Annotated in this window: 24 protein-coding genes; 10 read left to right on the top strand and 14 right to left on the bottom strand. The window is 66.1% G+C overall.

Features of this window, described 5'->3' with window-relative positions:
* Window positions 1-84 precede the first annotated feature (84 nt).
* Window positions 85-777, top strand: a complete 693-nt coding sequence (locus FR728_RS00380; RefSeq protein ID WP_149890689.1) for a TetR/AcrR family transcriptional regulator — start codon at window positions 85-87, stop codon at window positions 775-777.
* A gap of 9 nt (window positions 778-786) precedes the next feature.
* Here the strand turns inward: FR728_RS00380 and FR728_RS00375 are convergent, their stop codons facing one another.
* The 9 genes from FR728_RS00375 to FR728_RS00335 all read right to left on the bottom strand — a co-directional run bounded on the left by FR728_RS00375 (window position 787) and on the right by FR728_RS00335 (window position 10,480).
* Complete coding sequence (locus tag FR728_RS00375; RefSeq protein ID WP_149890688.1) at window positions 787-1,818, bottom strand: energy transducer TonB; 1,032 nt, start codon at window positions 1,816-1,818, stop codon at window positions 787-789.
* The gene (locus FR728_RS00370; RefSeq protein WP_149890687.1) at window positions 1,815-2,213 is read right to left on the bottom strand and encodes an ExbD/TolR family protein; all 399 of its coding nucleotides are present in this window, start codon (window positions 2,211-2,213) and stop codon (window positions 1,815-1,817) included. Before FR728_RS00370 ends, FR728_RS00375 begins: the two co-directional genes overlap by 4 nt.
* A gap of 25 nt (window positions 2,214-2,238) precedes the next feature.
* The gene (locus FR728_RS00365; protein ID WP_188318746.1) at window positions 2,239-2,619 is read right to left on the bottom strand and encodes an ExbD/TolR family protein; all 381 of its coding nucleotides are present in this window, start codon (window positions 2,617-2,619) and stop codon (window positions 2,239-2,241) included.
* Window positions 2,609-3,334, bottom strand: coding sequence for a MotA/TolQ/ExbB proton channel family protein (locus FR728_RS00360; RefSeq protein ID WP_149890686.1), 726 nt, complete (start codon window positions 3,332-3,334; stop codon window positions 2,609-2,611). The genes FR728_RS00365 and FR728_RS00360 overlap by 11 nt, the downstream gene beginning before the upstream one ends.
* A 208-nt stretch (window positions 3,335-3,542) precedes the next feature.
* Window positions 3,543-4,331, bottom strand: a complete 789-nt coding sequence (locus tag FR728_RS00355; protein ID WP_149890685.1) for an ABC transporter ATP-binding protein — start codon at window positions 4,329-4,331, stop codon at window positions 3,543-3,545.
* A complete protein-coding gene (locus tag FR728_RS00350; protein WP_244304336.1) occupies window positions 4,322-5,404 on the bottom strand; it encodes a FecCD family ABC transporter permease in 1,083 nt (360 codons plus the stop codon). The genes FR728_RS00355 and FR728_RS00350 overlap by 10 nt, the downstream gene beginning before the upstream one ends.
* Window positions 5,401-6,525, bottom strand: a complete 1,125-nt coding sequence (locus FR728_RS00345) for an ABC transporter substrate-binding protein (protein ID WP_188318745.1) — start codon at window positions 6,523-6,525, stop codon at window positions 5,401-5,403. Before FR728_RS00345 ends, FR728_RS00350 begins: the two co-directional genes overlap by 4 nt.
* A gap of 80 nt (window positions 6,526-6,605) precedes the next feature.
* Window positions 6,606-8,327, bottom strand: a complete 1,722-nt coding sequence (locus FR728_RS00340) for an alpha/beta hydrolase-fold protein (RefSeq protein ID WP_149890683.1) — start codon at window positions 8,325-8,327, stop codon at window positions 6,606-6,608.
* Between the two features lie 11 nt (window positions 8,328-8,338).
* Window positions 8,339-10,480, bottom strand: coding sequence for a TonB-dependent siderophore receptor (locus FR728_RS00335; RefSeq protein ID WP_149890682.1), 2,142 nt, complete (start codon window positions 10,478-10,480; stop codon window positions 8,339-8,341).
* Between the two features lie 193 nt (window positions 10,481-10,673).
* Here FR728_RS00335 and FR728_RS00330 point away from each other — a divergent pair, with 193 nt between their 5' ends.
* A complete protein-coding gene (locus FR728_RS00330) occupies window positions 10,674-11,558 on the top strand; it encodes a helix-turn-helix transcriptional regulator (protein ID WP_149890681.1) in 885 nt (294 codons plus the stop codon).
* Window positions 11,559-11,568: 10 nt separating this feature from the next.
* Here FR728_RS00330 and FR728_RS00325 read toward each other — a convergent pair whose 3' ends face one another.
* From FR728_RS00325 to FR728_RS00310, 4 genes are all read right to left on the bottom strand, one after another.
* Window positions 11,569-12,087 carry a glycine cleavage system transcriptional repressor gene (locus FR728_RS00325; RefSeq protein ID WP_149890680.1) on the bottom strand — a complete coding sequence of 173 codons (519 nt, stop codon included), beginning with the start codon at window positions 12,085-12,087 and terminating at the stop codon, window positions 11,569-11,571.
* A 113-nt stretch (window positions 12,088-12,200) separates the two neighbouring features.
* Complete coding sequence (locus FR728_RS00320) at window positions 12,201-13,490, bottom strand: Hsp70 family protein (protein ID WP_149890679.1); 1,290 nt, start codon at window positions 13,488-13,490, stop codon at window positions 12,201-12,203.
* Between the two features lie 125 nt (window positions 13,491-13,615).
* Entirely contained in the window at window positions 13,616-14,812 is a 1,197-nt protein-coding gene (locus tag FR728_RS00315) for an APC family permease (RefSeq protein ID WP_208998599.1), read from the bottom strand.
* 50 nt (window positions 14,813-14,862) lie between these two features.
* The gene (locus FR728_RS00310) at window positions 14,863-15,270 is read right to left on the bottom strand and encodes a carboxymuconolactone decarboxylase family protein (RefSeq protein ID WP_149890678.1); all 408 of its coding nucleotides are present in this window, start codon (window positions 15,268-15,270) and stop codon (window positions 14,863-14,865) included.
* Window positions 15,271-15,715: 445 nt separating this feature from the next.
* Between FR728_RS00310 and FR728_RS00305 the strand changes: the two genes are divergently transcribed.
* From FR728_RS00305 to cobM, 8 genes are read left to right on the top strand one after another with little or no spacing between them, the layout of a single operon-like run.
* Entirely contained in the window at window positions 15,716-15,988 is a 273-nt protein-coding gene (locus FR728_RS00305; RefSeq protein WP_208998598.1) for a DUF6732 family protein, read from the top strand.
* A complete protein-coding gene (locus tag FR728_RS00300) occupies window positions 15,988-17,187 on the top strand; it encodes a sirohydrochlorin chelatase (RefSeq protein WP_149892122.1) in 1,200 nt (399 codons plus the stop codon). The genes FR728_RS00305 and FR728_RS00300 overlap by 1 nt, the downstream gene beginning before the upstream one ends.
* Complete coding sequence (locus FR728_RS00295; RefSeq protein ID WP_244304335.1) at window positions 17,184-17,879, top strand: precorrin-8X methylmutase; 696 nt, start codon at window positions 17,184-17,186, stop codon at window positions 17,877-17,879. The genes FR728_RS00300 and FR728_RS00295 overlap by 4 nt, the downstream gene beginning before the upstream one ends.
* On the top strand, window positions 17,876-18,184 hold the full coding sequence (locus tag FR728_RS00290) for a hypothetical protein (RefSeq protein ID WP_149890677.1): 309 nt from the start codon (window positions 17,876-17,878) through the stop codon (window positions 18,182-18,184). The genes FR728_RS00295 and FR728_RS00290 overlap by 4 nt, the downstream gene beginning before the upstream one ends.
* Window positions 18,181-19,467 carry a precorrin-6y C5,15-methyltransferase (decarboxylating) subunit CbiE gene (gene cbiE, locus FR728_RS00285; RefSeq protein ID WP_149890676.1) on the top strand — a complete coding sequence of 429 codons (1,287 nt, stop codon included), beginning with the start codon at window positions 18,181-18,183 and terminating at the stop codon, window positions 19,465-19,467. The genes FR728_RS00290 and cbiE overlap by 4 nt, the downstream gene beginning before the upstream one ends.
* Complete coding sequence (cobI, locus tag FR728_RS00280) at window positions 19,464-20,189, top strand: precorrin-2 C(20)-methyltransferase (RefSeq protein WP_149890675.1); 726 nt, start codon at window positions 19,464-19,466, stop codon at window positions 20,187-20,189. Before cbiE ends, cobI begins: the two co-directional genes overlap by 4 nt.
* The gene (gene cobJ, locus FR728_RS00275; protein WP_149890674.1) at window positions 20,159-21,991 is read left to right on the top strand and encodes a precorrin-3B C(17)-methyltransferase; all 1,833 of its coding nucleotides are present in this window, start codon (window positions 20,159-20,161) and stop codon (window positions 21,989-21,991) included. Before cobI ends, cobJ begins: the two co-directional genes overlap by 31 nt.
* Window positions 21,988-22,767 carry a precorrin-4 C(11)-methyltransferase gene (gene cobM, locus FR728_RS00270; RefSeq protein ID WP_149890673.1) on the top strand — a complete coding sequence of 260 codons (780 nt, stop codon included), beginning with the start codon at window positions 21,988-21,990 and terminating at the stop codon, window positions 22,765-22,767. The genes cobJ and cobM overlap by 4 nt, the downstream gene beginning before the upstream one ends.
* A 36-nt stretch (window positions 22,768-22,803) precedes the next feature.
* On the opposite strand, the gene FR728_RS00265 is transcribed toward cobM, so the two are convergent.
* Window positions 22,804-23,142 carry an RcnB family protein gene (locus FR728_RS00265; protein WP_208998597.1) on the bottom strand — a complete coding sequence of 113 codons (339 nt, stop codon included), beginning with the start codon at window positions 23,140-23,142 and terminating at the stop codon, window positions 22,804-22,806.
* Window positions 23,143-23,183 lie beyond the last annotated feature (41 nt).

Below are 23,183 nucleotides of genomic sequence, written 5' to 3'. Positions count from 1 at the left end.
CAAAACTGGTCAGTACCACTAGTGTGGGGACGGACCTCGAGTCAACAAAATAAGCGTATCCTTTCGTAACACGCAGGCAAGGTGATGAACCAATTGGCAGATGAGTGCAAAACGGGCACAGATGGAAACTCTTCAGTTTCCGCTCCGTCCGCTGCCTGCCGCCCGCGAGGGCGCCAGAAGGTTCACGACAGCGAGGCTCTGCGCGCCGAGATCATCGAGCATGCGTTCCGGACCTTTCAGAAGCGTTCGTTCCAGCGCACGACCATGAGCCATATCGCCGCCGAATGCCGGATTTCGAAGCGCACCCTTTACGAGATGTTTCCCGGCAAGCACGAGCTCTTCGCCGAAATGGCGATCCGGCACCGGGAGAAGATCCTCAATCTGGCGAGCCTCGATCGCGACCTGCCTTTGGAGCAGGCGCTGATCGAGATCTTCCGCGCGGACCGCAGCGAGGAAGAACACCTGCGTCAGGCGGCAGAGATCCGCCTCTTCTATGTTGAGGCGGTGGCCAATCCGGATCTCGGGGACATCCTGCGCCAGCATTGCGGCCTCAGCCTGCACGGATTGCTGACCGGATGGGTCAGCCGGCAGGCGGACCTGGGGCGGCTGGTCACGCCCAATGCGACCGATACGGCGAAGTTCATGATGAACGTGCTGGTGGCCGCCCAGATCTTCCGGCCGGAGAACGAGGAGGACCTGCCGGGCATCTCCGATCCCCGCACCTTCATGCGCCACTCCATCCGCATGCTGGTGCAGGGCATGGCGCCGCGCAGGTAGCGACGCTGCCTATTCGAAGCGGATCGGAATGCTGAAGGCCTTGGACGTGCCGGGAAACTCCGGCGGCAGGTCCGGCATGCGGCCCGCGCGCTGGACCATATAGAGCGCGGCCTTGTCAGCGCGGGCATCGCCCGAGGACCCGGCGATGCGAATGTTGCTTACCGCACCATTGCGGCTGACCACGAAGGCCACCTGAACCTTGCCCCGCAGGTTCCGGTCGCGCACATAGCGCTTGGCGCGGGAAATGCGGGATTGCACCAGGCCATTGTAGTTTGAACGCGCGGCATTGCCCTGCTGTTCGGCCGCACCGCCTTCCGCGCCCTGACGTGCAGCCTGCCGCTGGTTGGGATCGCGGGTGTCCGCCCCCTTGCGAGAGGACACGGTGGTGCCGCGCGGCTTGGCCGGCTTCTTCGGCTCCGCGCGCTTTTCAGGCTTCTGCTCGGGAGGCTCGGGCTTTGTGAGCGGCAAGGCGGCGAGCACCTCCTCCGGCACCTGCACCTCTTCCTCCTCGACCGGAGGCTCGATCGCCTGCTCCACGGGCTGGACCGCCGCCACTTCGACGGACGTCTGCTCGATCGGTGCCTGTTCCACGGGTGTCTGCTCGACCACCGGCGCCTGGTTGACCGGTTCGACGGCCTGGGCAGGCTGAACCTCGACAGGCTTGGCCGGCTGGACCTCCTCGAGCGGCCGGGCTTCCTCCGCCAACGTGGCGGTGACGGGCGCAGTATCGGTCACGCCCTGGATCACCGGCTGGACCTGAGGCTGCACCGCCGCGACCTGCACCCGCTCCACCGGGGTCTCAACGGGCGTCTGCGGACGCGGGCGCTGCACCTCGACCTCTTCCACCACCGCCTCGACGGGCTCGACCGGGGCATCCGAGCCCTCGACGAGATCCTCCAGCGAGCCGATGACGACGACCGCACCGCCACTGCTGGCCGCAATCAGGGTCTCTTCCGGGTCGGGCGCGAAATAGGCGGAGCCGGCCCCGTGGACCACGAGGGAGAGGACCCCACCAGCGATGACGAGACGTGCGAATTTCACGGCGCTGCCCTTCGGGTGATCAGAACCACGTCAGCCTTTTCCAGCCCGCGCACCTCCGCGAGGACTTCTTCCAGCTTGTCGGCCGTGAGCGTTCCGTCCACGGCGATCTTCAGCGGCTCGGCGGCGAGATCGGAGGCCTCATGCGCCGCGATCCAGGCGCCAACCGTCGTCTCGTTGTCCCCGGCATGCAGGGTTCCGTCGGCCGCGATGATCAGCGCGCCGGTCGAGCGGATGTTCTCGTCTTCCGTGATGTCGACCGGCGGCTCCACCTGACGGGCATCGTCGCGCGCGACGGAGCCCGCGAAGAGGAAGAAGATCAGCATCAGGAACACGACGTTGATCAGCGGAATGGTGTTTTCCGGCGGCTGACGCCGCATCGGCTTGTTCAGGCGCATGAGTGTCGGATGCCTCTTGAGAACCCTATCTGCCCGTGACGATGACGGCGTTCAGCCCCGCCAGACGGGCGGCCGACATGACATCCACCACCTGCTGCACCGAGGCTTCCGGACCGGACCAGATGGCCACCAGCTTGCCGTCGCGGGCGACCAGCTCGGCAAAGCGCGCGGAGAGATCCTCCCGGCGCACGGGCTGCCCGTTCAGGTCCATGGTCTCGGCGGAGTGGACCCGTACATAGGCCGGCTTGACCTCGGCACCACCCCCTTGCGCTCCGCTTGCCAGCGGCAGGAACTGGTAGCGGCTGAAGCTGGAGGCCAGCATGAAGAAGAGCAGCAGCAGAAAGATCACATCGATGAGGGACGTCAGGCCAACGGCCTTCCGCTTCGCCCTCGGTTCAAATCGCATAGCGGGCTTCCGAAGCCTTTGCCGGAGTTTCCAGGGAGACCACACGGCTTGCGGGACGTTCGGCCGCCGCTCCGGTGAAGAACGCGGTGACGATGCTTTCCATCTCCGCCTGTTCCGCCTCGATGCGGCTGTCGAACCAGCCGACGATGGCCGAGACCGGAATGGCGATGGCCAGACCGACGGCCGTGGTCAGGAGCGCCACCCAGATGCCACCGGCGAGAACGGACGGGTCAACGGCAGCACCTGCACCCTGCATGGCCTGGAAGGCCTCGATCATGCCCAGAACCGTGCCGAGCAACCCGATCAGCGGTGCCGTCTGCGCGATCATGTCGAGAGGCCGAAGCCAACCGCGCAGGGTGTGGATGCGCTGATTGCAGATGCGCTCGATGTCTTCCTTCAGAAACTCGCGATTGACCTCTGCACCCGAGGCCGCCTGAAGCAGCTTGCGCAGGACCTCGCTCATGACCGCGTTGCTGGCCATCACCTGCTTGCCCGCTTCCGCGCGACGTCCGGCGAGCCAGTGACCGAGCGCCTTGCGCGCGGCACCGTGACGGCCCACGCCCAGAAGCTGGAACTGGAACACCTTCGCCAGGATCAGCGCCAGCGACACCACGGAGAGCCCCAGAAGGATCGTCACGACCGGGCCACCGGACCGGACTAGCTCCGCAAGCGGCTGGGCGAAGGGCGGAAGGGTGTTCAGAAACTCTGCGAACATGGTCGGATCCACGGGTTATGACGATAGATGGCGAACGGAGCGTGGCCTGATGCGAGGCCGGGAGACTGCCCGGAAGCACCGGAAAGGGCGGCGCTTCAATATGAGTTTTATGTTCAGGTTTATGCCGCGTGAGGCATCTTTTTGCAAGAACCCGGCAAAAACAATTTCCGTCGGGTTCCGTTACCGGGTTTGCGGCGATCTGCCGGGCTTAGACGGGCGCGGGCTGCGCCACCGCATCGGCGATGAGAACCGGCGCCCCCTGACTGCAACGCTCGAGCCTCGCCGAAACGCCGTAGACCCTGGCGAGAAGCTCTGCGGTCATCACCTCTTCCGGAGCACCGGCGGCTGCGAGGCGGCCCTGATCGAGAACCACGAGCACATCACAGAAGCGCAGGGCCAGGTTGATGTCGTGCAGGGCGGCGATGCAGACGGCACCGCGATCGCGGGCGAAGTCGCGGGCGACGGAGAGGGCAGTCAGCTGCCATCTAAGGTCCAGCGCCGAGGTCGGCTCGTCAAGGAGCAGGTATTCCGGTTCGCCGATCATCGCGAGACAGAGACCGACAAGCTGGCGCTTGCCGCCCGACAGCTCGTTGAGCCGCCGGTGGGCATCGGGCAGAAGACCCAGCTGCCCGAGCAGCCCTGCCATGCGCTGCCCCAGATCCCGGTCGGAGACGCTCAGGCGCGTTGCCCTTGCGTAGCTGCGCAAGAGCTCGAACGGGGTCAGGGTCGACCCGATCGGCGGCGTTTGCGGCATCAGGGACAGGCGCTGCGCCCGGTCGCGGCGCGACAGGGAGAGGACCGGCGCTCCGTCGAGCGCGATCTCTCCGGAGAAAGCGCGCCCCAAAGCGAGAGTGCGCAGCAAGGTCGACTTGCCGGACGCATTGGGCCCCACGAGGCCAACGACCTGCCCGCCCTGAAGCGTGGGAAGGGTCACGCCCTTGAGGATCTCGCGGCCCGAAAGCCGGACGCCGAGATCGCTCACCTGCATCACTGCCATGAGGTTTCCTTTCGACGCCAGGAGATGAGCACAAGGAAGACGGGCACGCCGATGATGGCGGTGATGATGTAGACGGGTACGATGGCTCCGGGAACGATCACCTTGGAGAGCCACGACGCCAGGGAGAGAAGCGCCGCGCCCGTGCAGCAGGCGCCGGGCACCAGGAAGCGATGGTCCTCGCCCAGAAGCATGCGGGCAATGTGGGGCCCGACAAGACCGACGAACCCGATGGTGCCGACAAAGCAAACCGCAACGGCGGAGAGAATGGCGACGCGGATCATCACGATGATCCGGATGCGGGTGACCGACAGACCTGCGCTTCGGGCCTGATCCTCCCCGCCGCGCAGGGCGGTGAGACGCCAGACATCGCGCAGGGAGAAGGGCAGGATGACCGCCAGAACGGATGCGACCACGGCAACCTCCGGCCAGCCGGCGCGGGTCAGGTTGCCCATGTTCCAGAAGACGATCTGCTGGATCACCTCGGCACTCGCCACATACTGCAACGCGGCGGTCATGGCCTCGCAGAGAAAGACCAGCGCGATGCCGTAGAGCACGATGGTGGTCGACGATCCGCCATGCAGGCCTGAGAAACCGAGAATGGCGGCGGCGGCGATCATCGCGAAGGAGAATGCGAAGGCGGGAAGCAGCAAGGTCTGGCCAAATCCGCCCACAGCGGGGGCGACAACGATGAAGAAGGCAGCCCCCAGGGTCGCAGCCGCGGAAATCCCGAGGGTGAAGGGGCTGGCGAGCGGATTGTTGAGGGTCGTCTGGGTCTCGACCCCGGCCAGACTGAGAGCGGCCCCGACCACCAGGGCGATGAGCGCATCGGGCAGTCGCACATCCCAGATGATCACATGGGTGCGCCGGTCGAGGGACGCGGGATCGAGGATACCGGAGATCACGTCACCAAACCCGAGACCCGCAGGCCCCGCCGTGATGTCCAGCAGGAAGGCGAGGCCGGCAAGGAGCAGAAGCGCCGCCACCGTCACCGCCCGCCGCAGGGCAATTCGCCGGTACTGGTCGAAGAGGCCGGAGGTTGCCGCCTCCTGACCCTCATGCAGGGCCTTGCTCACCGGGTGACCTGCCAGGAATAGAGACCGGGGTTGTCGAGGGGCAGGAAGGTCTCATGCACCTGACGGAAGGTGGCTTCCGGATCGAGATCCGCAAACAGATCCGAATGGAACCACTTGGCGAAGGTTTCCAGCACATAGATGTTGAAGGGAGAATTGTAGAACCCGTGCCAGATCGTGTAGGCGCGTCCGGCCTTCACCGCATCGAGTTCCATAAGGCCTGCGCTTTCCAGCCCGGCAATGGCGGACGACTGGGCCATTTCCGCACTGACATGCATGCCGAGTGCGGCGAAGGGCTTGCCCTCGGCGAGATCCGCAGGGGTTCCCGATGCGGTGCCGATCCAGATGTCCGGGTTGGCGGCCAGCAGGAATTCCTGGGTGTGACGCCCGACCGGACCCGGCACGGCCTCGGCGGAGATGTTGCGCCCGCCGGCTGCCTCGACGAAGGGACCCAGCATGCCGTTCGCCATGGCCACGCAGCACTCGAAGCGGCCGATGTGCGCCTGAAGGAAGACCGTCGGCCGCGCGCCGGTGAAGTCGGCAAGACGGGACTCGATCCGCGCTATCCGCTCCTTGTAGAAGGTGGCGAAGGCCCCTGCCCTGTCCTTGCGGCCAAGCACCTCGCCCATGATTTCAAGCGACGCGACCGTGTTCTTCAGGGGGTCCAGACGGAAATCGATGAAGACGACGGGAATCCCGGCCGCTTCGAGCTGATTGACGAATTCCTCGTCCTCGATGCTCGGGCCGTGACCGGACATGGAGAGGATCGCCACATCCGGACCGATGGTGATGACCTGCTCGACGGAGGCGCCTGTCTCCACACCGGTGACCATCGGGATGGTCGCGGTGCGCGGGAAGCGCGCCTTCATGTAGTCCAGCAGCTCCGGGTCGGTCTGCTCCATATTGGACAGCATGGCCTCCACCTTGGCCACCGGGTTCTCGGGTTCGAGAATGGCCATGGCGGACAGCGCCCGGCCGTCCCCCAGAACCACCGTGCGCGCCGGTTGATCAAGGTGGACCGGGCGTCCGGCCACGTCCACCAGATCGATGGCATGGGCTGCCCCGATCCATCCGGACAGAAGGGCTGCGGCCAGGGCCGCGGTGCGAAGGAAAGCAGCAAGCATCTCGGACATGTCTCCCGAAAGGATGCGCCGGGTTCCTTTCCCGGCACTGATGAAGGTCTTGGGACGGGTGGCGGGGCCGGTCACGGGGCTGGCCCGAAGAGCGCGAGAAGGCCGTCGGCAAGGGCACCGCGCCAGACCAGATAGTCGTGGGCGCCGGCATATTCGCGCAGGGTCACGGGATAGCCCCTGGCTTCAAGGACATCGCGCAGATGGCGGTTGGTGTTGAGAATGTCGAGCGATCCATCGCGCGAGGTCTCGAACAGGCCTGCGGTCAGAAAGACGCGGAGATCCTTCCGGGGTTCGGATACCGCCCGCCGGGCGATGAATTCCGCATCCGTCGCGGGTGTCCCCTCGGGCGACCACCAGAAGGATCCGGACATCGAGAGCACGTTGCCGAAGACCTCCGGGTGATCGAGGGCAAGACGCATGGAGGCCAGGCCGCCGTAGCTCGATCCGGAGAGGACGGTGCGGGCGGCCGGTACCGCCAGTCCCAGACGTTCCTGACCGAAGGGCACGATCTCGCGCGCCATGACTTGCGAGAAGTCGGCGCTGCCGGGGAGTTCCGCCGAACGGGCCTTGCCATCGGGATTTGACACGAGAATGGCCGCAGTCTGCGGAATGACGCCATCGGCCTGCATCTGGTCCAGCATTGCCGGAACATCCACGTCGCTCTGATAGCTGGCGCCGTCGAAGAGAACGAGAAGAACCGTCTCCGGATCCTGCGGGTCGAAGTCCGCGGGGCGATAAAGCGACACCTGCCGGGTGTTGCCAAGGGAAACGCTCGTAAAGTCGACGGTCTCCACCGTTCCGGCCGCCGTTCCCGGCTGGCGGGAGACGAAGGGCTGGGCGGGCGCCTGCGGCAGCTCCACAACGGACTTCTGCCTCCAGGCATCGGGGGCCTCCGCTGGCCAGGGCGCCTTGTTGAGCGGATCCCGACGGGCGGTTGCCAGGATCGCGACCCGGTTCTCCCAGAAGGTGCCGGGAACATCGGGAATGTCGGGCGCCAGCCGGTAGGACAGGCGGGTGTCGTCGGGCACCAGATAGGTGCGATACCAGACGTCCGTTCCGGGCAGCTGATGCATTAGGTCATGATCGGCGGAGGGCGACCCAAGAATGCGCACGTTGCTGCGCGCGCCGCGATAGAGGAAGGTCAGCCGGGACTTGCCGTTCTCCGCCGGTTCGACCAGCGGCGTCCCCTGCTCGGCCATCTCGTCCCAGAACGCCTGAAGCAGCGCCTGCGGCGCCTCCGCCGTGGCAAGGCCCTCGACCAGAGCGCGGAGGCGCGGGCTGTCCACCGGAGACGTATCGGCCCGGGCGTGAAGGTCGGAAGGCGCGACCAGCCTGTCGAATGTCAGGACCAGTGGCCCTGCCTGAGCGGCATCGGACGGCCCGCCGCGAAAGCGGGCGACAAGGCGCTCGCCACGGGAGCCGATCACGAGGTTGAAATCGCCCCGCGCGTCGCCCGGCTGAAGCAGGCGACGCAGGAAGGCCCCGTCAGGAGCCTCCAGGTCGAGGGTCAGGGATGCGGTGGTGACCGGAAAGGAGGCAAAGAGATAGGACCCCGGTTCGAGATCCAGAACCAGCTCTGCGGTTTCCCTCCCCGTCGGAGCGAGACCCCATCGGGCCCCTTCCTGACCATCCGTCAGGCGATCGGTCACGATGACGTCTTCCTTGCTGGCGGGAATCGCGACAGAGGCCTCCCCCGCCGCGGACCCGGATTGCTGTGCGGCCAGTGCCGGTGAAAGCAGGGCCAGGATCGTCACCAGGCCAATCAGGATTCGCGACGGGATAAGCATCTTCATGATCGCACCGGTTACCAGGTGTACTTCAGCTGAGCGGTGAGCGTGCGACCGGCGCCGGACCAGCAGGCATATTTAGACGCGCAGCTCGCGGTGTAGCGTTCATCCAGAAGATTGGTCGCATTGAGCTGCAGCTTGACGCCATCCAGCTTGGCGGAGGCTCCGCCGAAGTCATAGGCTGCCATGGCATCCAGAAGCGTCACGGACGGAACGGTCAGCGTGTTGGTGCGGTCGGTGCTCTCGCCGATGTGGCGAACGCCGAGACCCAGCGCCAGACCATCGAGCGGCCCATCGAGGAACTCGTACTTGCCCCAGATAGAGGCCTGCTGTTCCGGCAGCCGATCGGGCGTCAGGCCAACCTTGGAGGCATCCTCGTCCTCGGTGATCTCGGCATCCACGAAGGTGTAGGAGGCAATCAGCGAGAAGCTGTCGGTCACCTTCGCACGGCCTTCCACCTCGAAACCCTGGGACCGCTGTTCGCCGGTCTGGAAGATCTCGTTGGTGCTCGGGTCGGTGGAGGACTTGTTCTGCTGCAGGATATGGAACAGGGCCGCATTGACCATGAACCGCTGATCGGCCGTCTCGAACTTCACGCCGGCTTCCCACTGCTGGGCCGTTTCCGGATCCAGCGGCAGACCGTTGTGGTCGACGCTGAGGGAGGGATCGAAGGAGGTCGAGTAGCTGACATAGGGCGAAATGCCGCTGTCGAAGTTGTAGATCGCCCCGGCGCGCCAGGTGAAGGCGCTGTCGGAATAGGAGGCGTCGCTGGAGGTGGCGTTGTCGATCTCGGTGCTGGCATAGTCATAGCGGGCGCCGAGCTGGACGTTCAGCTTGCCGAACTTGACCTGATCCTGAAGGTAGAGACCGCTCTGCCAGGCCGTGGTGACATAATCGGACACCCGGTCATTCAGCTCGAAGACCTCTCCGGTGCCATAGGTCGGGTTCAGCCAGTTCTGGGAGCTGGTCGTGAAGTCATAGCCCCACTGGTAGTTCCGCATGGAGTGCTTGAAGTCGACACCGCTCAGCAGCGTATGCGCGAGGGGACCCGTGTCGAACTCGCTCTGGAGCTGGTTGTCGACGACGAACTGGTTCAGGTCGGTCGAACCACCGCTGGCCGTGCGGGTGATGGTCTCCTCATCGGCCTGCAGCGCGCCCCAGGTCAGGGTCTGATGATAGGTGTCGATGATGTTGTAGGCGACATTCTGACGGACCTTGAAGGTCTCGTTGATGCGGTGCTCGAAGTCATAGCCGATCTGCGCCTGGGTCCGGCGATACTCGTCATAGTCCTTGTCGCCGACCAGGAAATCGTCCGGGATGTAGCCGTAGGAGGTGGCATAAAGTGTGCCCGCTGCCTCGCGGAAGTTGCGATAGCCCGCGTCCGGCTCATGGGAATAGAAGGACACCAGCGTCAGGGCCGTGTCTGCATCCGGGGCCCAGCGCAGGCTCGGGGCGATCACGCCGCCCTGCTCGATGAGACCATCTTCCACAAGGTCCGCACGATCGGCCTGACCGACCAGACGATAGCTCCACACGGCTGCCGGATCGAAGACGCCCTGGATGTCGAAGCCGACGCCCACCTGGTTGTTGGTGCCAACGGTGATCTCGGCCTCACGCGCCGTCTCGCCGGTGGGCTTCTTGGTGGTCAGGTTGACGATCCCGCCCGGATTGGCCTGACCGTAAAGGATGGACGCCGGGCCCTTGAGCACCTCGACCCGTTCCAGCAGGTAGGGATTGATCTTGCCGAGCGAGCTCCAGCCGAACTCCAGACCGTTCACATAGCGCGGAACATAGCCGAAGCCGCGAATATACATCTCGTCGTGGAAGTTCGAGCTGCCGCGGTATTCGGCCGCCACACCCGGAGTGTAGCGCAGGGCCTCGGAAACGCTCGTGGCCCCCTGATCCTCGATCTGATCCTTCGGGACCACGGAAATGCTCTGGGGCGTCTCGATCAGCGGGGTGTCCGTCTTGGTGCCCGAAACGCTGCGCTCGGCAATATAGCCTTCCACCGGGCCATCGCCCTTTTCGGTCGTCGCCTGGACGGTGACCTGCTCCAGTTCGGTGGTTGCGGCCGATTGAGCCTGGGCGGAGGTCAGAGCCAGAAGGCTGACGGTTGCGGCCAGTTGCGCAGCGATCATCGCTCGTGCGGGACGGATCATTTCGCTTGGTTCCCCATGTCCTTAGAAATGCTGCCAAGTGCGATACGGACGGCTTCCGTAAAACTTGACTTATAAACTCAGCTATTTAAAAACTGCACCGTGACCTGTCCACCGGGCGATTTACGAGCAAGCGCCAAAGATTGCGCTGCCCACGCCAATCGCCCCCTGACGGCAACCCGAAAGTCCGATCCCGATGACCGCCCTTGATGCCGCTGCCCCCAGAACCCGCAAGCTGGTCGAAGTCGACTGCAAGAGCTGGCAAACCACCAGCATCAGCACGGTGAAATGCGCGCGGGTTCAGACCAAGTTCCAGACCTTCATCTTCCTGGAGGGGGAGCAGAGCTTCTGGCTGGACGGCACGTTCTTTCATGTGGATGCGGGTCATGGAGAGACCCTGCGCCCCAAGGCCCTGACCTTCGTGCTGACCCGGGAAACGGACATCCGTCTGCTGCGCGGCAGCAGCCAGCCCCTGCGCAAGATCTCGCTCACCTCGCCGATTTCCTGGATGGAGGAACTGCGGATCGACCAGACGGCCTGCCACCGTGAGGTAACGCATTTCCTCTCCGGCCATCTGAACCATCTGCTCTGGGAGCCCGGTCCGGAGGTTCTGGGCCTGTGCAAGCAGATCCAGTCCCCGCCGTCATGGCTGGAAGGCGAGATGCGCGAGCTCTATCTCTCGGCGCGCGGTCTCGACATCCTGATGCTGGTCTGCCAGCGGATCTCGCAGGCTCACAAGCCTGTGGCCGATACGACCCTCGGCCAGCAGGGACAGATGGAACGGGTGCGGGATTATCTGCTCGCCCATCTGGACGATGATCTGAACATCAGCCGCGTGGCCCGGGACACGGGCACGAGCGTGCGGTCGCTGCAGCGCAAGTTCCGTGATCAGTTCGGGGAAACGGTGTTCGACTACGTGCGCCAGGCCAGGCTGTTCCGAGCCCGCGAGGCCTTGCTGCGCGACGGCATTTCCGTGTCCGAGGCCGCGACGCTCGCGGGCTATTCCCGGATCGGCGGCTTTTCGGCGGCGTTCAAGCGGCAGTTCGGCGAGTGCCCGAGCGACACCCGCCTGAAGTTGTGAAACGCCGCTCTCAGTCGATCAGATTGATGTCGGCCATCATGTCCGCGGCGGTGGCCTGCAGGGCCTCGGCGAGGGTCGCCTGGGAGAGGCCGACGGGCAGGCGCAGGTCGGCCGTCGCCTTGAAGAGCGATTCCCCCGACATGGAGCCGGGAACCACGGCGGTTTCCAGAAGCTCGATGCTCACTTGATGGTCGGCAAGCACCCTCGTCACCTTGCGCAGGATGCCCGGGTGGTCCTGGGAGACCAGATCGATATGGGCGAGCTTGCCTTCCGGCTCGGCCGCACGGCGGTCGCCGGAGCGGCGGGAGATGGAAAAGCCCTCGCCTTCCAGAGCCGCAAAGCGGGCCTCCAGATCCGCAAGGCTGGCGGTGTCGATATCGACGCTGACGATCCCGGCGAACTCGCCTCCCAGACGCGCCATGGAGCTTTCCACCCAGTTGCCCCCGGCCGACGCAATGGCATCCGCCAGGCGATCCACCAGACCGGGGCGATCCTTCGAGATAACGGTAAAGACCAGATGGCTCTGCATGGGACTTCCTCCTTATGCGTCTCGCGGCGCAGACGTTTCGGCAAAGCCTAGCGGCAAATCACGGGAGCGTCGACACCCTCGCAAGCGCTTGGCGCCCCCTGCGACCTGTGGCCTCAGCCCGCCACCCAGCGATGGGCATCTTCACGCGCCCCGATGAGCGCCAGGCCGTTGGCGATGGAAGAGAGCTCCTCGCCACCCGTCAGTCTGTCGGCGCCGAAGCGTTGCGCGAACATCGCCCGCAGAGCCGGAACAAAGGACGTGCCGCCGGTGAGGAAGACCCGGTCGATTTCGCTCTCGTCGATGCCCGCCCGTTCGATCGTCTCGTCCAGCGCCCGGTTCATCCGCTCCAGATCCTCGGCGATCCAGCTGTCGAAGTCGGCGCGGCGCACGGTCACGCCGAAGTCGCGGCCGATGGGCGCAAAGCGCAGCTCGGCCGCCTCCTCGGAAGAGAGCTTCGCCTTGACCTCGGACACGGCCTTGTAGAGCGGATAACCCTGATCTTCCTCGACCAGCTCGATGAAGAGCTCGATCTTGTCCTCGTCCTCGCAATAGCGCGCGAGCTTCTTCAGCTCGGCAAAATCCTGGGAGGCCTTGAAGAAGGAGAGCTGGTGCCAGCGGGCGAAATTGGCGAAGAGGTTCGGCGGCACTTCCAGCGACTTGCCCATGCTGGCGTAGTAGCTGCCCTTGCCGAGCTCCGGCAGAACCACCTTGTCGATGATGCGGTAATCAAAGGTGTCACCGGCGATGCCGACACCGCCGCGGCTGATCGGCTCGGCATGGAGCACACCGGCAGCGCGGGAAAAGCGCATGAGCGAATAGTCGCTGGTGCCGCCGCCGAAGTCGGCGACCAGAACGGTTGCGTCCTGTTCCAGCCGCTGGGCAAAGGAGAAGGCGGCCGCAACCGGCTCATAGACGAAGAGCACTTCCGAGAAGCCGAATCCTTCGAGTGCCCGGCGGTAACGGTCCATGGCCAGGGTCTCGTCCGGCGCGCCGCCGGCAAAGATCACCGGGCGGCCGACGACGATGCGCGCGCCCGCCAGATCCCCCTGGATGTCCGTGCGCTTGAAGGCCGTCTCGAGCAGTGTGTGCATCAGGCCTTCGAAATCGAAACGGCGGCCATAGACACCGGTGCCCTTGAACTGGCCGCTGGCCACGAAGCTCTTCAGCGACTGGATGAAGCGCACGTCGCCCATATGCTCGATGAACTGGCGGATGGCCCAGGGACCGACCTCAGCCAGTGGCTCCTGACCGGGATCCGGCCGCAGGAAGCTGAGGATGGAAGCGATGCCCTCGTGCACGTCGTCGCCCGCGCCGAAACGCACCCGCTCCACCGCGCGCTCGCCTTCGCTGACGGCCAGCACCGTGTTGGACGTGCCGAAATCGAGACCGAAGGCGCGGGGCATGGGAAACCTCGTGAGGATTGGGACAGAGCGTCAGGGTGGACCGGAACCGGGGCGCGCGTTCTAGCCTCTGTGCCGCCCGGGGGCAAGGGTGCAGGGGCGGCTTTCTCCTCGAGCCGTGCGGAAGCTCACGCCGCCACCGACTGCCCGAAGATCACGACGGCGCCGGCCAGCACGGTGAGGACAGCAAAGCCAAGCGCCAGAGCTGGCCGTCCGCGCCGGGCCGCCAGCACCATGGCGATCGCCGATTGCAGCAGGTAATAGGCGGCAAAGGCCCGGGAGGCATAGGTGATGATCTGGAACACGTCGGCGGTCCAGGTGAGCGTCAGGGCCACGGCGCCCAGCACGAAATAGGCCATGCGCTCCGACAGGCGACCGCCACTTGCCTCCATGATCAACCCGCCGGACCCGCCCGTGTCCGCGATTGCCGCACTGAACTGGGCCGCAAGCGCGGCCGCAACCAGCATCACCGGCAGGATGGGGGAGACCCGGCGCATGAGATCGATGATGGCCGTCTCGCTCAGGCTCAGGTCCGCCGCCGGGAAGACATAGGCAATCAGCACGATATAGACGAGATAGATGGCCGTGGAGAGAAGCTGAGCCCCGCGCATGGAGCGGATGCGCAGGCCGGCATCGTATTCGGAGCCCAGATAGCGCGAGGTCTCGAAACCCTGCACGGTGATCAGAAGACCGAAAGCCAGGGTCAGCGCGGCCCATCCCGCCTCTGTCGGCGGATCCAGGATCAGACCGCCGCCGAGGGCCTTGCCTGCCGCAAAACCGGCGAGCCCCACGAGAAGCCCGGCGATGATGGCAAGCTTCACGGTGACGCTGCCATATTCCAGATGCTCGAGCGAACGGAAGCCGAAAGTCGAACCGACGACGATGATGATCAGCAGGACGACGGTTGTCAGCACTCTCGGCCAGAGGTCTCCCTCGAAGGGCAGGAGATCGAGGCCGAAGGCGCCGAACAGATTGAGGTAATAAGCGACCGAAACGAAATAGGCGAAGGCCAGCGCCCAGGACGAGATCTCCTCGAGCCCGGTGAGCAGGACACCGCGCATCTGTCCGTCCTCCCGCTCGGCAATGTTGAAGCGGATCGCCGCGCCGAAGAGATAGGCCCCGGCGCAGAGCCCCAGCATCACCGCCGGGGCCCAGGCCCCGTAGGCATGCATGAGAATGGGGCCGAGCACGAGGAACCCGCTGCCGATGATGGAGGCGAGCGGTGTCACCATGGCCCGCCAATACCGCCATTCCCTCAAGCCGGGTCGCAGGAGAAGCGCCCCGGTGACGAGCAGCGCGAGAAGAATGGCGGCAGAGGGGATCATGACGTCTCGACGGTCTGTTGCAGGGGGCCCGGCCCCCTGTCGTCGGCCATTCAGCCTCGGGCGAGGTCGAACTCCGGATCGACGGGCACCTGAAGGGCCGTGACGATATGGTTTGTCTTGGCGGCGAGGCCGACGATGCCCAGCAGCTCGCCATACTGGCCCTCGGTCATGCCCTTGGCCCGGGCACTCGCCGTGTGGGAATGGACGCAATAGGAGCAGCTGTTGGCGACCGAGACCGCGATATAGATCAATTCGCGGGTCAGGGGATCAAGCTCGCCGGGTGCGACCATCACGTCCTTGACCTCTTCCCAGGTGGATTTCAGCCGTTTCGGGTCCACGGCCAGGGCGCGCCAGAAGTTGTTGATGAAATCGGTTCCCCGTGTCGCGCGGATGTCGGCAAAGACCGCCCGCACCTCGTCGCATGCCTCGTCGTCCGTGACCAGTCTGACCGTTGCCATGTCGTCCTCCCGTGTCATCCGGCCAGATCCCTGACCGTTCTTTCGCGCCCCCGTGTCCGTCTGCCGGGGTGTCCGTCTCCCAATTGAGCCGGTTTGGCGCGCTGCGCCAAGGGGGCAGGCTGCAAAGGAGGTGCAAGCTGTCGCGATCCGGACGCCATGCGCGGTCCATTCGTCGAAGTCCCTGAAATTGTCGCGCTTCCCGGTTGATTGCACTGCACAGCTCGCCTAGCTTAGGCGCAAATCTGGACGGCGCCCGGCAACGGGCTGAAAGCGATTCCGGTGGCGGTCGACCCATGTCGGGGACCCAGTCCGGAGCTGTCTGCATGACAGGAACCCTGCGACACCCGTCTGCGGGGGTTCGTCCTGCATCCGCTTTCTCCCCAAGATCGCCGCCGCCATCCGCCGGACACACCGGAACACGATCCTCGTGAGGGAGAACGACATCATGGGCCTGCCCATCCTCCATCGGCCGAAGAATGCCGTCGGCCTCGGCCTTTCGCTTGGCCTGCTGAGCATGCTTCCCACGGCCGCCCATGCGCATCTTGGCCATCTGGGCGAGGTCGCCGGCCATTCCCATTGGGCCGGGGTCGCCGCACTGGCCGGCGCCGTGGTGCTTGCGGGTCTCGGCGTGCTGAAGGGCAAGCGCAAGGCAAAGGCCGAAGCCAAGGCGGCAGACGCGGACCGGGCGCCGGATGCCGGCGAAGCGGAGGCTGCATGATGGCTGAGAAACTCGGTCTCATGATCTGCGGTCACGGCTCGCGCAATCGCGGTGCCGTCGGTCAGTTTGCCAAGCTGGCGGAGGGGCTGAAGGCCCGCTTTCCCGACTGGCCGGTGGAATATGGCTATCTGGAATTCGCCAATCCGGTGATCCACGACGGGCTGAACAAGCTGCGCGAACAGGGCTGCACCCATGTGCTCGCGGTGCCGGGCATGCTGTTTGCCGCCGGCCACGCGAAGAACGACATTCCCAGCGTGCTGAACACCTATCAGGCCAAGCACCCGGAGATGAAGATCACCTATGGCCGGGAACTGGCGGTGGACACGCGCATGGTGCGCGCGGCGGCCGACCGGATCCGCGAGGCCATCGAGAGTGCGCCGACCCGGGTCGATCCGCACGACACGCTGCTGATGGTGGTGGGACGCGGCGCGTCCGATCCGGATGCCAATTCCAACGTCACCAAGATCATGCGTCTCCTGTGGGAAGGCATGGGCTTCGGCTGGGCGGAAACCTGCTATTCCGGCGTCACCTTCCCGCTCGTCACTCCCGGCCTGGAGCATGCGGCACGGCTTGGCTACAAGCGCATTATCGTCTTCCCCTATTTCCTCTTCACCGGCGTTCTGGTGCAGCGGATCTATTCGGCGACCGACGAGGTGGCCGAACGGCATCCGGAGATCGAGTTCCTGAAGGCCGGCTATCTCAACGACCACCCGCAGGTGATCGACACGATGGCCGACCGGGTGCAGGAGATCCTGCAGGGCGCCAACGTAATGAACTGCCAGATGTGCAAGTACCGGGAACAGGTGCTGGGCTTCGAGGCGGAAGTTGGTCTGGCGCAGGAAAGCCATCACCATCACGTGGAAGGTCTGGGCGCGGAAGCCGAATGCCGTCTCTGCGAGGAGTTCTGCACGGGCGCCTGCGAAGAACAGGTGCGCAAGGGCGGACATCACCACCATTCCCATGACCACGGTCATGATCATCATCACGGGCATGACCACGGGCATCATCACAATCATGATCACACCCACGGGCATGACCATTCCCACGGTCACAGCCACGGGCACGGGCATGAGCACGACCATGCGCATTCCCATGACCATGGCCATGGCCACTCTCATGATCATGGTCACCATCATCATCCCTACCCCCATGCGGATCACCCGCTTGGGCCCCGCTCGATGAACAATCCGAAGTCATGACCCCGATGCACCCGCATCCGGCGTCCCTGCCCTCATCGGCCCCCGATCGGGCCTACGACTACGAGCGGGATCCCACGGCGATCTACCGGCAGTCCTTTGCCACGATCCGGGACGAGGTTGCGCTGGCGGGCCTGCCGGACGATCTGGCGCCGGTGGCCGTGCGGCTGATCCATGCCTGCGGCATGACGGATCTCATGACCGATCTGGTCTGGTCGCCGCAGGCGGTCGCCCGGGGCCGGGAAGCCATTGCCGCCGGCGCTCCGGTCTTCTGCGACGTGGAAATGGTCAGGCACGGCATCATCCGCCGCTATCTGCCCAAGCCGGATCAGGTGATCTGCACCCTGAACGACGACCGGGTGCCCGGCCATGCGCTTGCGCTCGGCACCACCCGGTCGGCGGCGGCAGTCGATCTCTGGCTCGAGGGGATGGACGGTGCGGTGGTCGCCATCGGCAACGCCCCCACCGCCCTCTTCCACCTGCTGGAGCGGATCGCGGAAGGTGCACCGAAGCCCGCCGTGATCCTGGGGTTGCCCGTCGGCTTCGTCGGCGCTGCGGAAAGCAAGGCCGCACTCGCCGAAAACCCGTTCGACCTGGCGTTTCTCACCCTGAGCGGCCGCCGTGGCGGCTCGGCTCTGGCCGCAGCAGCCGTCAATGGTCTGGCCGCAGGCCTGATCGAGGAGACCCTTGCATGAGCGATGACACGCCCGACAGGAAGGGCTTGCGGTCCGGTCTGCGCAAGCCGGAAGGCCGGCGCGCCATCGGTTTCTTCTCCCACGGCGGCGCGGGGGCCGACATTCCCCGTGACGCGGATGGCACACCGCGCAAGGCGCGCGGCACCCGGCAGGCGTCGGGTGTGCAAGAACCGCAGGTGGAGAGCCTGGATGCGATCCCCGTGAAGCCCTTCAGCCTGTCGAGTGGCAAGGCTGCGGCGACGTCTCCCACCCGCAAGGCGGCACCGAAGCCGTCGAGCCTCGGACCGGGAGGCAAGAAGCGATGACGAGCACTCCTTCCGCGCCCTCGGCCCCCTGGCTGACCCTGATCGGCATCGGCGAGGACGGCTCGGTCTCGGCAGCGGGCCGCGAAGCCCTGGCCCGTGCCCATGTCGTCTATGGCGGCGCACGGCATCTGGCGCTTTGTGACGCCCCGACATCGGCGGAGCGCCGGGTGTGGCCGTCGCCCTTCGCTGGCGTCTATGACGCGCTTGCCGCGTTGAAGGGCACGCCGGTCGCGATCCTCGCCACAGGCGATCCGCAGTGGTACGGCATCGGATCGGCGCTGGCCGCCCATCTCGACCCCGCCGACATGCTCGTCCTGCCAAGCCCTTCCGCCTTTCAGCTGGCGGCCGCGCGGCTGCACTGGCCCCTGCAGGAGGTCACCTGCCTGTCCCTGCATGGCCGCCCGGTGGAGATGCTCAACGGCTTTCTCCAGCCCGGCCGCCGGATCCTGACGCTGACCAGCAATGGCGACACCCCGGCGCAGGTGGCCCACATCCTGACGCAGACCGGGTTCGGTGCCTCGCGACTGACCGTGCTCAATCACATGGGCGGGGCAGAGGAGCGCATCGGCTCGGGCCTTGCCGAAAGCTGGGATCAGCCCTCGGCGGAATTCAACACCGTGGCGCTGGAGCTGATCGCGCAAGGGGATGCGGCGGTCTTTGCCCGCGTGCCCGGACTGCCCGACACCGCCTTCCGCCATGACGGCAAGATGACCAAGCGCGAGGTGCGCGCCGTCACCCTGGCCGCCCTTGCCCCCCTGCCCGGCGACTTGCTGTGGGACGTGGGATCCGGCTGCGGATCCATCGCCATCGAGTGGATGCGCGCCGGCGACAGCACCCGCGCCATCGGCCTCGACCCTCACGCCGAACGGCGCCTGATGGCCCGCGAAAATGCGCTGGCCCTCGGCGTTCCCGGCCTCGACCTGCGGGACACGGCCGCCCCCGAAGGATTGCAAGACCTTCCCGACCCGGATGCCATCTTCATTGGCGGCGGCCTGACCGCGCCCGGGATCGTGGAAGCCTGTCTGGCACGCCTGAAACCCGGTGGCCGGCTGGTCGCCAATGCGGTGACCCTGGAAGGGGAAGCCGTTCTGCTCGGGGCGCATGAACGCCACGGCGGCGAGTTGATCCGGCTCTCGGTGCAGCGCGCCGACAAGGTGGGCGGGCTGACCGGCTGGCGGCCGATGATGCCCGTCACGCAATGGCAGTTTTCGCTGCCGCGAGGGGGGCACTTCTCGCCGCCGCGAGGGGCGCAGCACTCGCAGCCGCACGAGGTATCTGCATGACCGGGACCCTCTATGGCGTCGGGCTTGGCCCCGGCGATCCGGAGCTGATGACCGTGAAGGCGCATCGGCTGATCTCGACCGCGCGGGTCGTGGCCTATCCGGCGCCGGACACGGGCGAGAGCCTGGCGCGCTCCATCGCCGCCCACCTGCTCGCGCCGGATCTGCGCGAGATCCCCATGGTCATGCCCATGCGGGTTGAGCGGGCGCCTGCCCAGGCGATCTATGACGCGGCGAGCGAGACCATCGCCGAAGCCCTGTCTGCGGGCGAGGATGTGGTCGTGCTCTGCGAGGGCGACCCCTTCTTCTACGGCTCCTTCATGTATGTGTTCGAGCGGCTGTCCGAGCGGTTTCCCTGCGAGATTGTGCCCGGCGTGACGTCGCTGACGGCCTGCGCGGCAGCACTCAAGCGGCCGCTCACGGCACGCAACGACGTGCTGACCGTGCTGCCCGGCCCCCTGCCCGATGACGAGCTGCGCGCCCGCATCGAGGCCGCCCAGTCCATCGCGCTGATGAAGGTCGGCCGTCACCTGCCCCGGCTCAAGGCCCTGCTGTCGGACATGGGCATGCTGGACCGGGCGGGCTATGTGGAACGCGCCAGCCAGCCCCATGCCCGCGCCCTGCCGCTTGCCGACCTGGACGGCGACAGCGCCCCCTATTTTTCCATGATCCTGATCTACAAGGGAGACGAAGCGTGGATGCTTCCCCCATCATCGTCGTTCTGAACGAGGCCGGACTGGCCACCGCCCGCAAGCTGGAGGCCAGCGTCCCTGGCGCCGTGCTGCATGGGCTGGCGGGGCGCATCCGTGACGCCGATACGCTGTTCAACGAAACGATCACCCACCTGCAGCAGCTCTTCCGGGCCGGTCATCCGATCCTCGGCATCTGCGCCAGCGGTATCCTGATCCGGGCGCTGGGTCCGCTTCTGGCCGACAAGCGCAGGGAGCCGCCGGTGCTGGCCATCTCGGAAGATGGCGCCAGCGTGGTGCCGCTGATCGGCGGACATCACGGCGGCAACGATCTGGCCCGGGCGCTGGCGCGGGTGCTCGACGGCCATGCGGCGGTGACAACGGCCGGCGACACGGCGCTCGGCATCGCGCTGGACCAGCCGCCCGCCGGCTGGCGCCTGGCGAACCCGGAAGATGCCAAGCCGGTAATGGCGGAACTCCTTTCCGGAGCGTCCATCGCCGTGACGGGAGAGGCACCCTGGCTCACCCGTGCGCGCCTGCCCGTCAGCGGCAACGCCGACCTGCAGCTCACCATCACCGAGGCACCGGAGAGCGGATCACCGACAGAACTCGTCTTCCACCCGCAGACCCACGTGATCGGCGTGGGCTGTGCCCGGGGTTGCGCAGAAGACGAGCTGATCGCGCTGGTGCATGACGCCCTGCGCGAGGCGAATGTGGCCCCCGGTGCGGTGGCCTGCGTGGCCAGCCTCGACCTCAAGGCCGACGAACCGGCCATGGCCGCCCTTGCCGCCCATCTGGACGTTCCCTTCCGCGTCTTCACCGCCGCGCGGCTGGAGCAGGAGAGCCCGCGTCTGGCCACCCCATCGGAGGTCGTCTTTGCCGAGGTCGGCTGTCACGGGGTGAGCGAAGGCGCGGCGCTGGCCAGTGTCGGCGAGGCCGGCGCCCTGGTGCTGCCGAAGCGCAAGACCGCCAATGCGACGGTCGCCATTGCCCGAGCCCCTGCCCCAGTCGACGCCACCCGGATCGGGCGGGCGCGGGGCAAGCTCTCGGTCGTCAGCCTCGGCCCCGGCCAGGACGACTGGCGCACCCCGGAAGCCACCCGCCTGCTGGCGGAGGCCGACGACGTGGTGGGCTATTCGCTCTATCTGGATCTGGTGAAGGGCCATATTCGCGGCAAGACGCACCACAACTTCCCCCTCGGCGAGGAGCAGGAACGGGTGCGCTTTGCCCTGGAGAAGGCGGGCGAAGGCAACACGGTCGCGCTGGTCTGTTCCGGCGACGCGGGCATCTACGCCATGGGCGCGCTGGTCTATGAGCTGATCGACCGGGATGCGGACCACGGCGGCGTTTCCGACGCGGCAAAGCGCGTGGAGATTGTCAATGCGCCCGGGATTTCCGCGCTTCAGGCGGCGTCCGCCCGGATCGGCGCACCGCTCGGCCATGACTTCTGCGCCATTTCCCTCTCCGATCTGCTGACCCCCTGGGAGGCGATCGAGAAGCGGCTGAAGGCCGCCGCCGAAGGCGACTTCGTCATTGCCTTCTACAATCCGGTGTCGAAGCGCCGGCGCACCCAGCTGGCTGCGGCCCGCGAGATCCTGCTGCGCCACCGCCCGGCTGATACGCCTGTGGTGCTGGGGGTCAATCTCGGCCGGCCGGAGGAGGTGGTGCGCGTGACGACGTTGCAAGCCCTGACCGTGGACGAGGTGGACATGCTGACCACCGTTCTCGTCGGCTCGTCCAATTCCCGCCTAGGCACCCGTGGCGACGGGCGGCCCTATGTCTTCACGCCGCGCGGCTATGCCAAGCGCATCGATGCCCCTGCCGGAGAACCCGCATGACCGTCTATTTCATTGGCGCCGGCCCCGGCGATCCGGACCTGATCACCGTGCGCGGCCTCAAGCTGATCCAGTCCTGCCCGGTCTGCCTCTATGCGGGCTCGCTGGTGCCGGAGCAGATCGTGGCCGCCGCCCCGGCGGACGCGACCGTCATCGACACGGCCCCGCTGCATCTGGACCAGATCATCGCCGAGATCGAGACGGCCCATGCCAGGGGACAGGACGTTGCGCGCGTCCATTCGGGCGATCCGTCGATCTATGGGGCGACGGCGGAGCAGATGCGCCGGCTCGACCGGCTGGGCATTCCCTATGAAGTCGTGCCCGGCGTGCCCGCCTTCGCGGCGGCGGCTGCCGCGCTGAAGACGGAACTGACCATTCCGGAAGTGGCGCAGACGATCATCGTCACCCGCACGACCATGCAGAGTTCGGCCATGCCGAACAACGAGGATCTGGAAACCCTGGGCAAGAGCGGCGCGACGCTTGCCATTCACCTGTCGATCCGCAACCTGCGGGAGATCGAGCGCAAGCTCGCTCCGCTTTATGGCGACGATTGCCCGGTGATCGTGGCCTACCGGGTCGGCTGGCCGGATCAGGCCTTCATCCACGGAACGCTCACAGACATTGCCGAGAAGGTGCGCAAGGCGAAGATCACCCGCACGGCGCTGATCTTCGTCGGGCGGGCGCTGGCCGCCGGACAGGACTTCCGCGACAGCGCGCTCTACGACGCCGACCACATGCATGTGCTGCGGCCGGGCAAGAAGAAGCAGGCCGAGGCGTAACGCCCCGGCTCTCTTTCGTGGTCCGTGCCACCGCCCCTAGTGCGTGACGGCGATGATGCTGGCGATGATGCCCGTGCCAATGGCGACGAGGACGTAGTCGTTGCCATGGCGGACCCAGCGATGCCCCGCAGGCGGCTTCCTGAGGCCATGCTTGCGATAATCTACTTCCGCGCCGATGGAGGCCTTCGGCATCTTGCCGCCCTTGTGGCGCCACTTCTCGGATTTAGCGACCTTGTGGTCCTTGCGGGCCTTTTCGATCTTTACGATCGGCATCGGGCGCTCCGGCCCCTTGCCGGCGGCCTGGGCACTGGCGATGCCGCCGAGACCGATTGTCAGCGCAAGGGCTGCGGCGGAGAGTTTCCTGAACTGTGTCACGGTGATCTTCCCAGTCTTGGTTTCAGATGCAGAAATCAGAA

It is taken from the genome of Roseibium aestuarii (assembly GCF_008477545.1).
GTDB classification, from domain to species: domain Bacteria; phylum Pseudomonadota; class Alphaproteobacteria; order Rhizobiales; family Stappiaceae; genus Roseibium; species Roseibium aestuarii.
Note: the sequence above shows the minus strand (reverse complement) of the source record. Positions and strands in the feature narration are given on the sequence as shown.

Coding starts and splice junctions, on each gene's coding strand:
- FR728_RS00380 (WP_149890689.1), top strand. CDS start 85: ATGAACCAATTGGCAGATGAGTGCAAAACGGGCACAGATGGAAACTCT.
- FR728_RS00370 (WP_149890687.1), bottom strand. CDS start 2,213: ATGCGCCTGAACAAGCCGATGCGGCGTCAGCCGCCGGAAAACACCATT.
- FR728_RS00365 (WP_188318746.1), bottom strand. CDS start 2,619: ATGCGATTTGAACCGAGGGCGAAGCGGAAGGCCGTTGGCCTGACGTCC.
- FR728_RS00360 (WP_149890686.1), bottom strand. CDS start 3,334: ATGTTCGCAGAGTTTCTGAACACCCTTCCGCCCTTCGCCCAGCCGCTT.
- FR728_RS00355 (WP_149890685.1), bottom strand. CDS start 4,331: ATGGCAGTGATGCAGGTGAGCGATCTCGGCGTCCGGCTTTCGGGCCGC.
- FR728_RS00345 (WP_188318745.1), bottom strand. CDS start 6,525: ATGCTTGCTGCTTTCCTTCGCACCGCGGCCCTGGCCGCAGCCCTTCTG.
- FR728_RS00340 (WP_149890683.1), bottom strand. CDS start 8,327: ATGAAGATGCTTATCCCGTCGCGAATCCTGATTGGCCTGGTGACGATC.
- FR728_RS00335 (WP_149890682.1), bottom strand. CDS start 10,480: ATGATCCGTCCCGCACGAGCGATGATCGCTGCGCAACTGGCCGCAACC.
- FR728_RS00330 (WP_149890681.1), top strand. CDS start 10,674: ATGACCGCCCTTGATGCCGCTGCCCCCAGAACCCGCAAGCTGGTCGAA.
- FR728_RS00325 (WP_149890680.1), bottom strand. CDS start 12,087: ATGCAGAGCCATCTGGTCTTTACCGTTATCTCGAAGGATCGCCCCGGT.
- FR728_RS00320 (WP_149890679.1), bottom strand. CDS start 13,490: ATGCCCCGCGCCTTCGGTCTCGATTTCGGCACGTCCAACACGGTGCTG.
- FR728_RS00315 (WP_208998599.1), bottom strand. CDS start 14,812: ATGATCCCCTCTGCCGCCATTCTTCTCGCGCTGCTCGTCACCGGGGCG.
- FR728_RS00310 (WP_149890678.1), bottom strand. CDS start 15,270: ATGGCAACGGTCAGACTGGTCACGGACGACGAGGCATGCGACGAGGTG.
- FR728_RS00305 (WP_208998598.1), top strand. CDS start 15,716: ATGGGCCTGCCCATCCTCCATCGGCCGAAGAATGCCGTCGGCCTCGGC.
- FR728_RS00300 (WP_149892122.1), top strand. CDS start 15,988: ATGGCTGAGAAACTCGGTCTCATGATCTGCGGTCACGGCTCGCGCAAT.
- FR728_RS00295 (WP_244304335.1), top strand. CDS start 17,184: ATGACCCCGATGCACCCGCATCCGGCGTCCCTGCCCTCATCGGCCCCC.
- FR728_RS00290 (WP_149890677.1), top strand. CDS start 17,876: ATGAGCGATGACACGCCCGACAGGAAGGGCTTGCGGTCCGGTCTGCGC.
- cbiE (WP_149890676.1), top strand. CDS start 18,181: ATGACGAGCACTCCTTCCGCGCCCTCGGCCCCCTGGCTGACCCTGATC.
- cobI (WP_149890675.1), top strand. CDS start 19,464: ATGACCGGGACCCTCTATGGCGTCGGGCTTGGCCCCGGCGATCCGGAG.
- cobM (WP_149890673.1), top strand. CDS start 21,988: ATGACCGTCTATTTCATTGGCGCCGGCCCCGGCGATCCGGACCTGATC.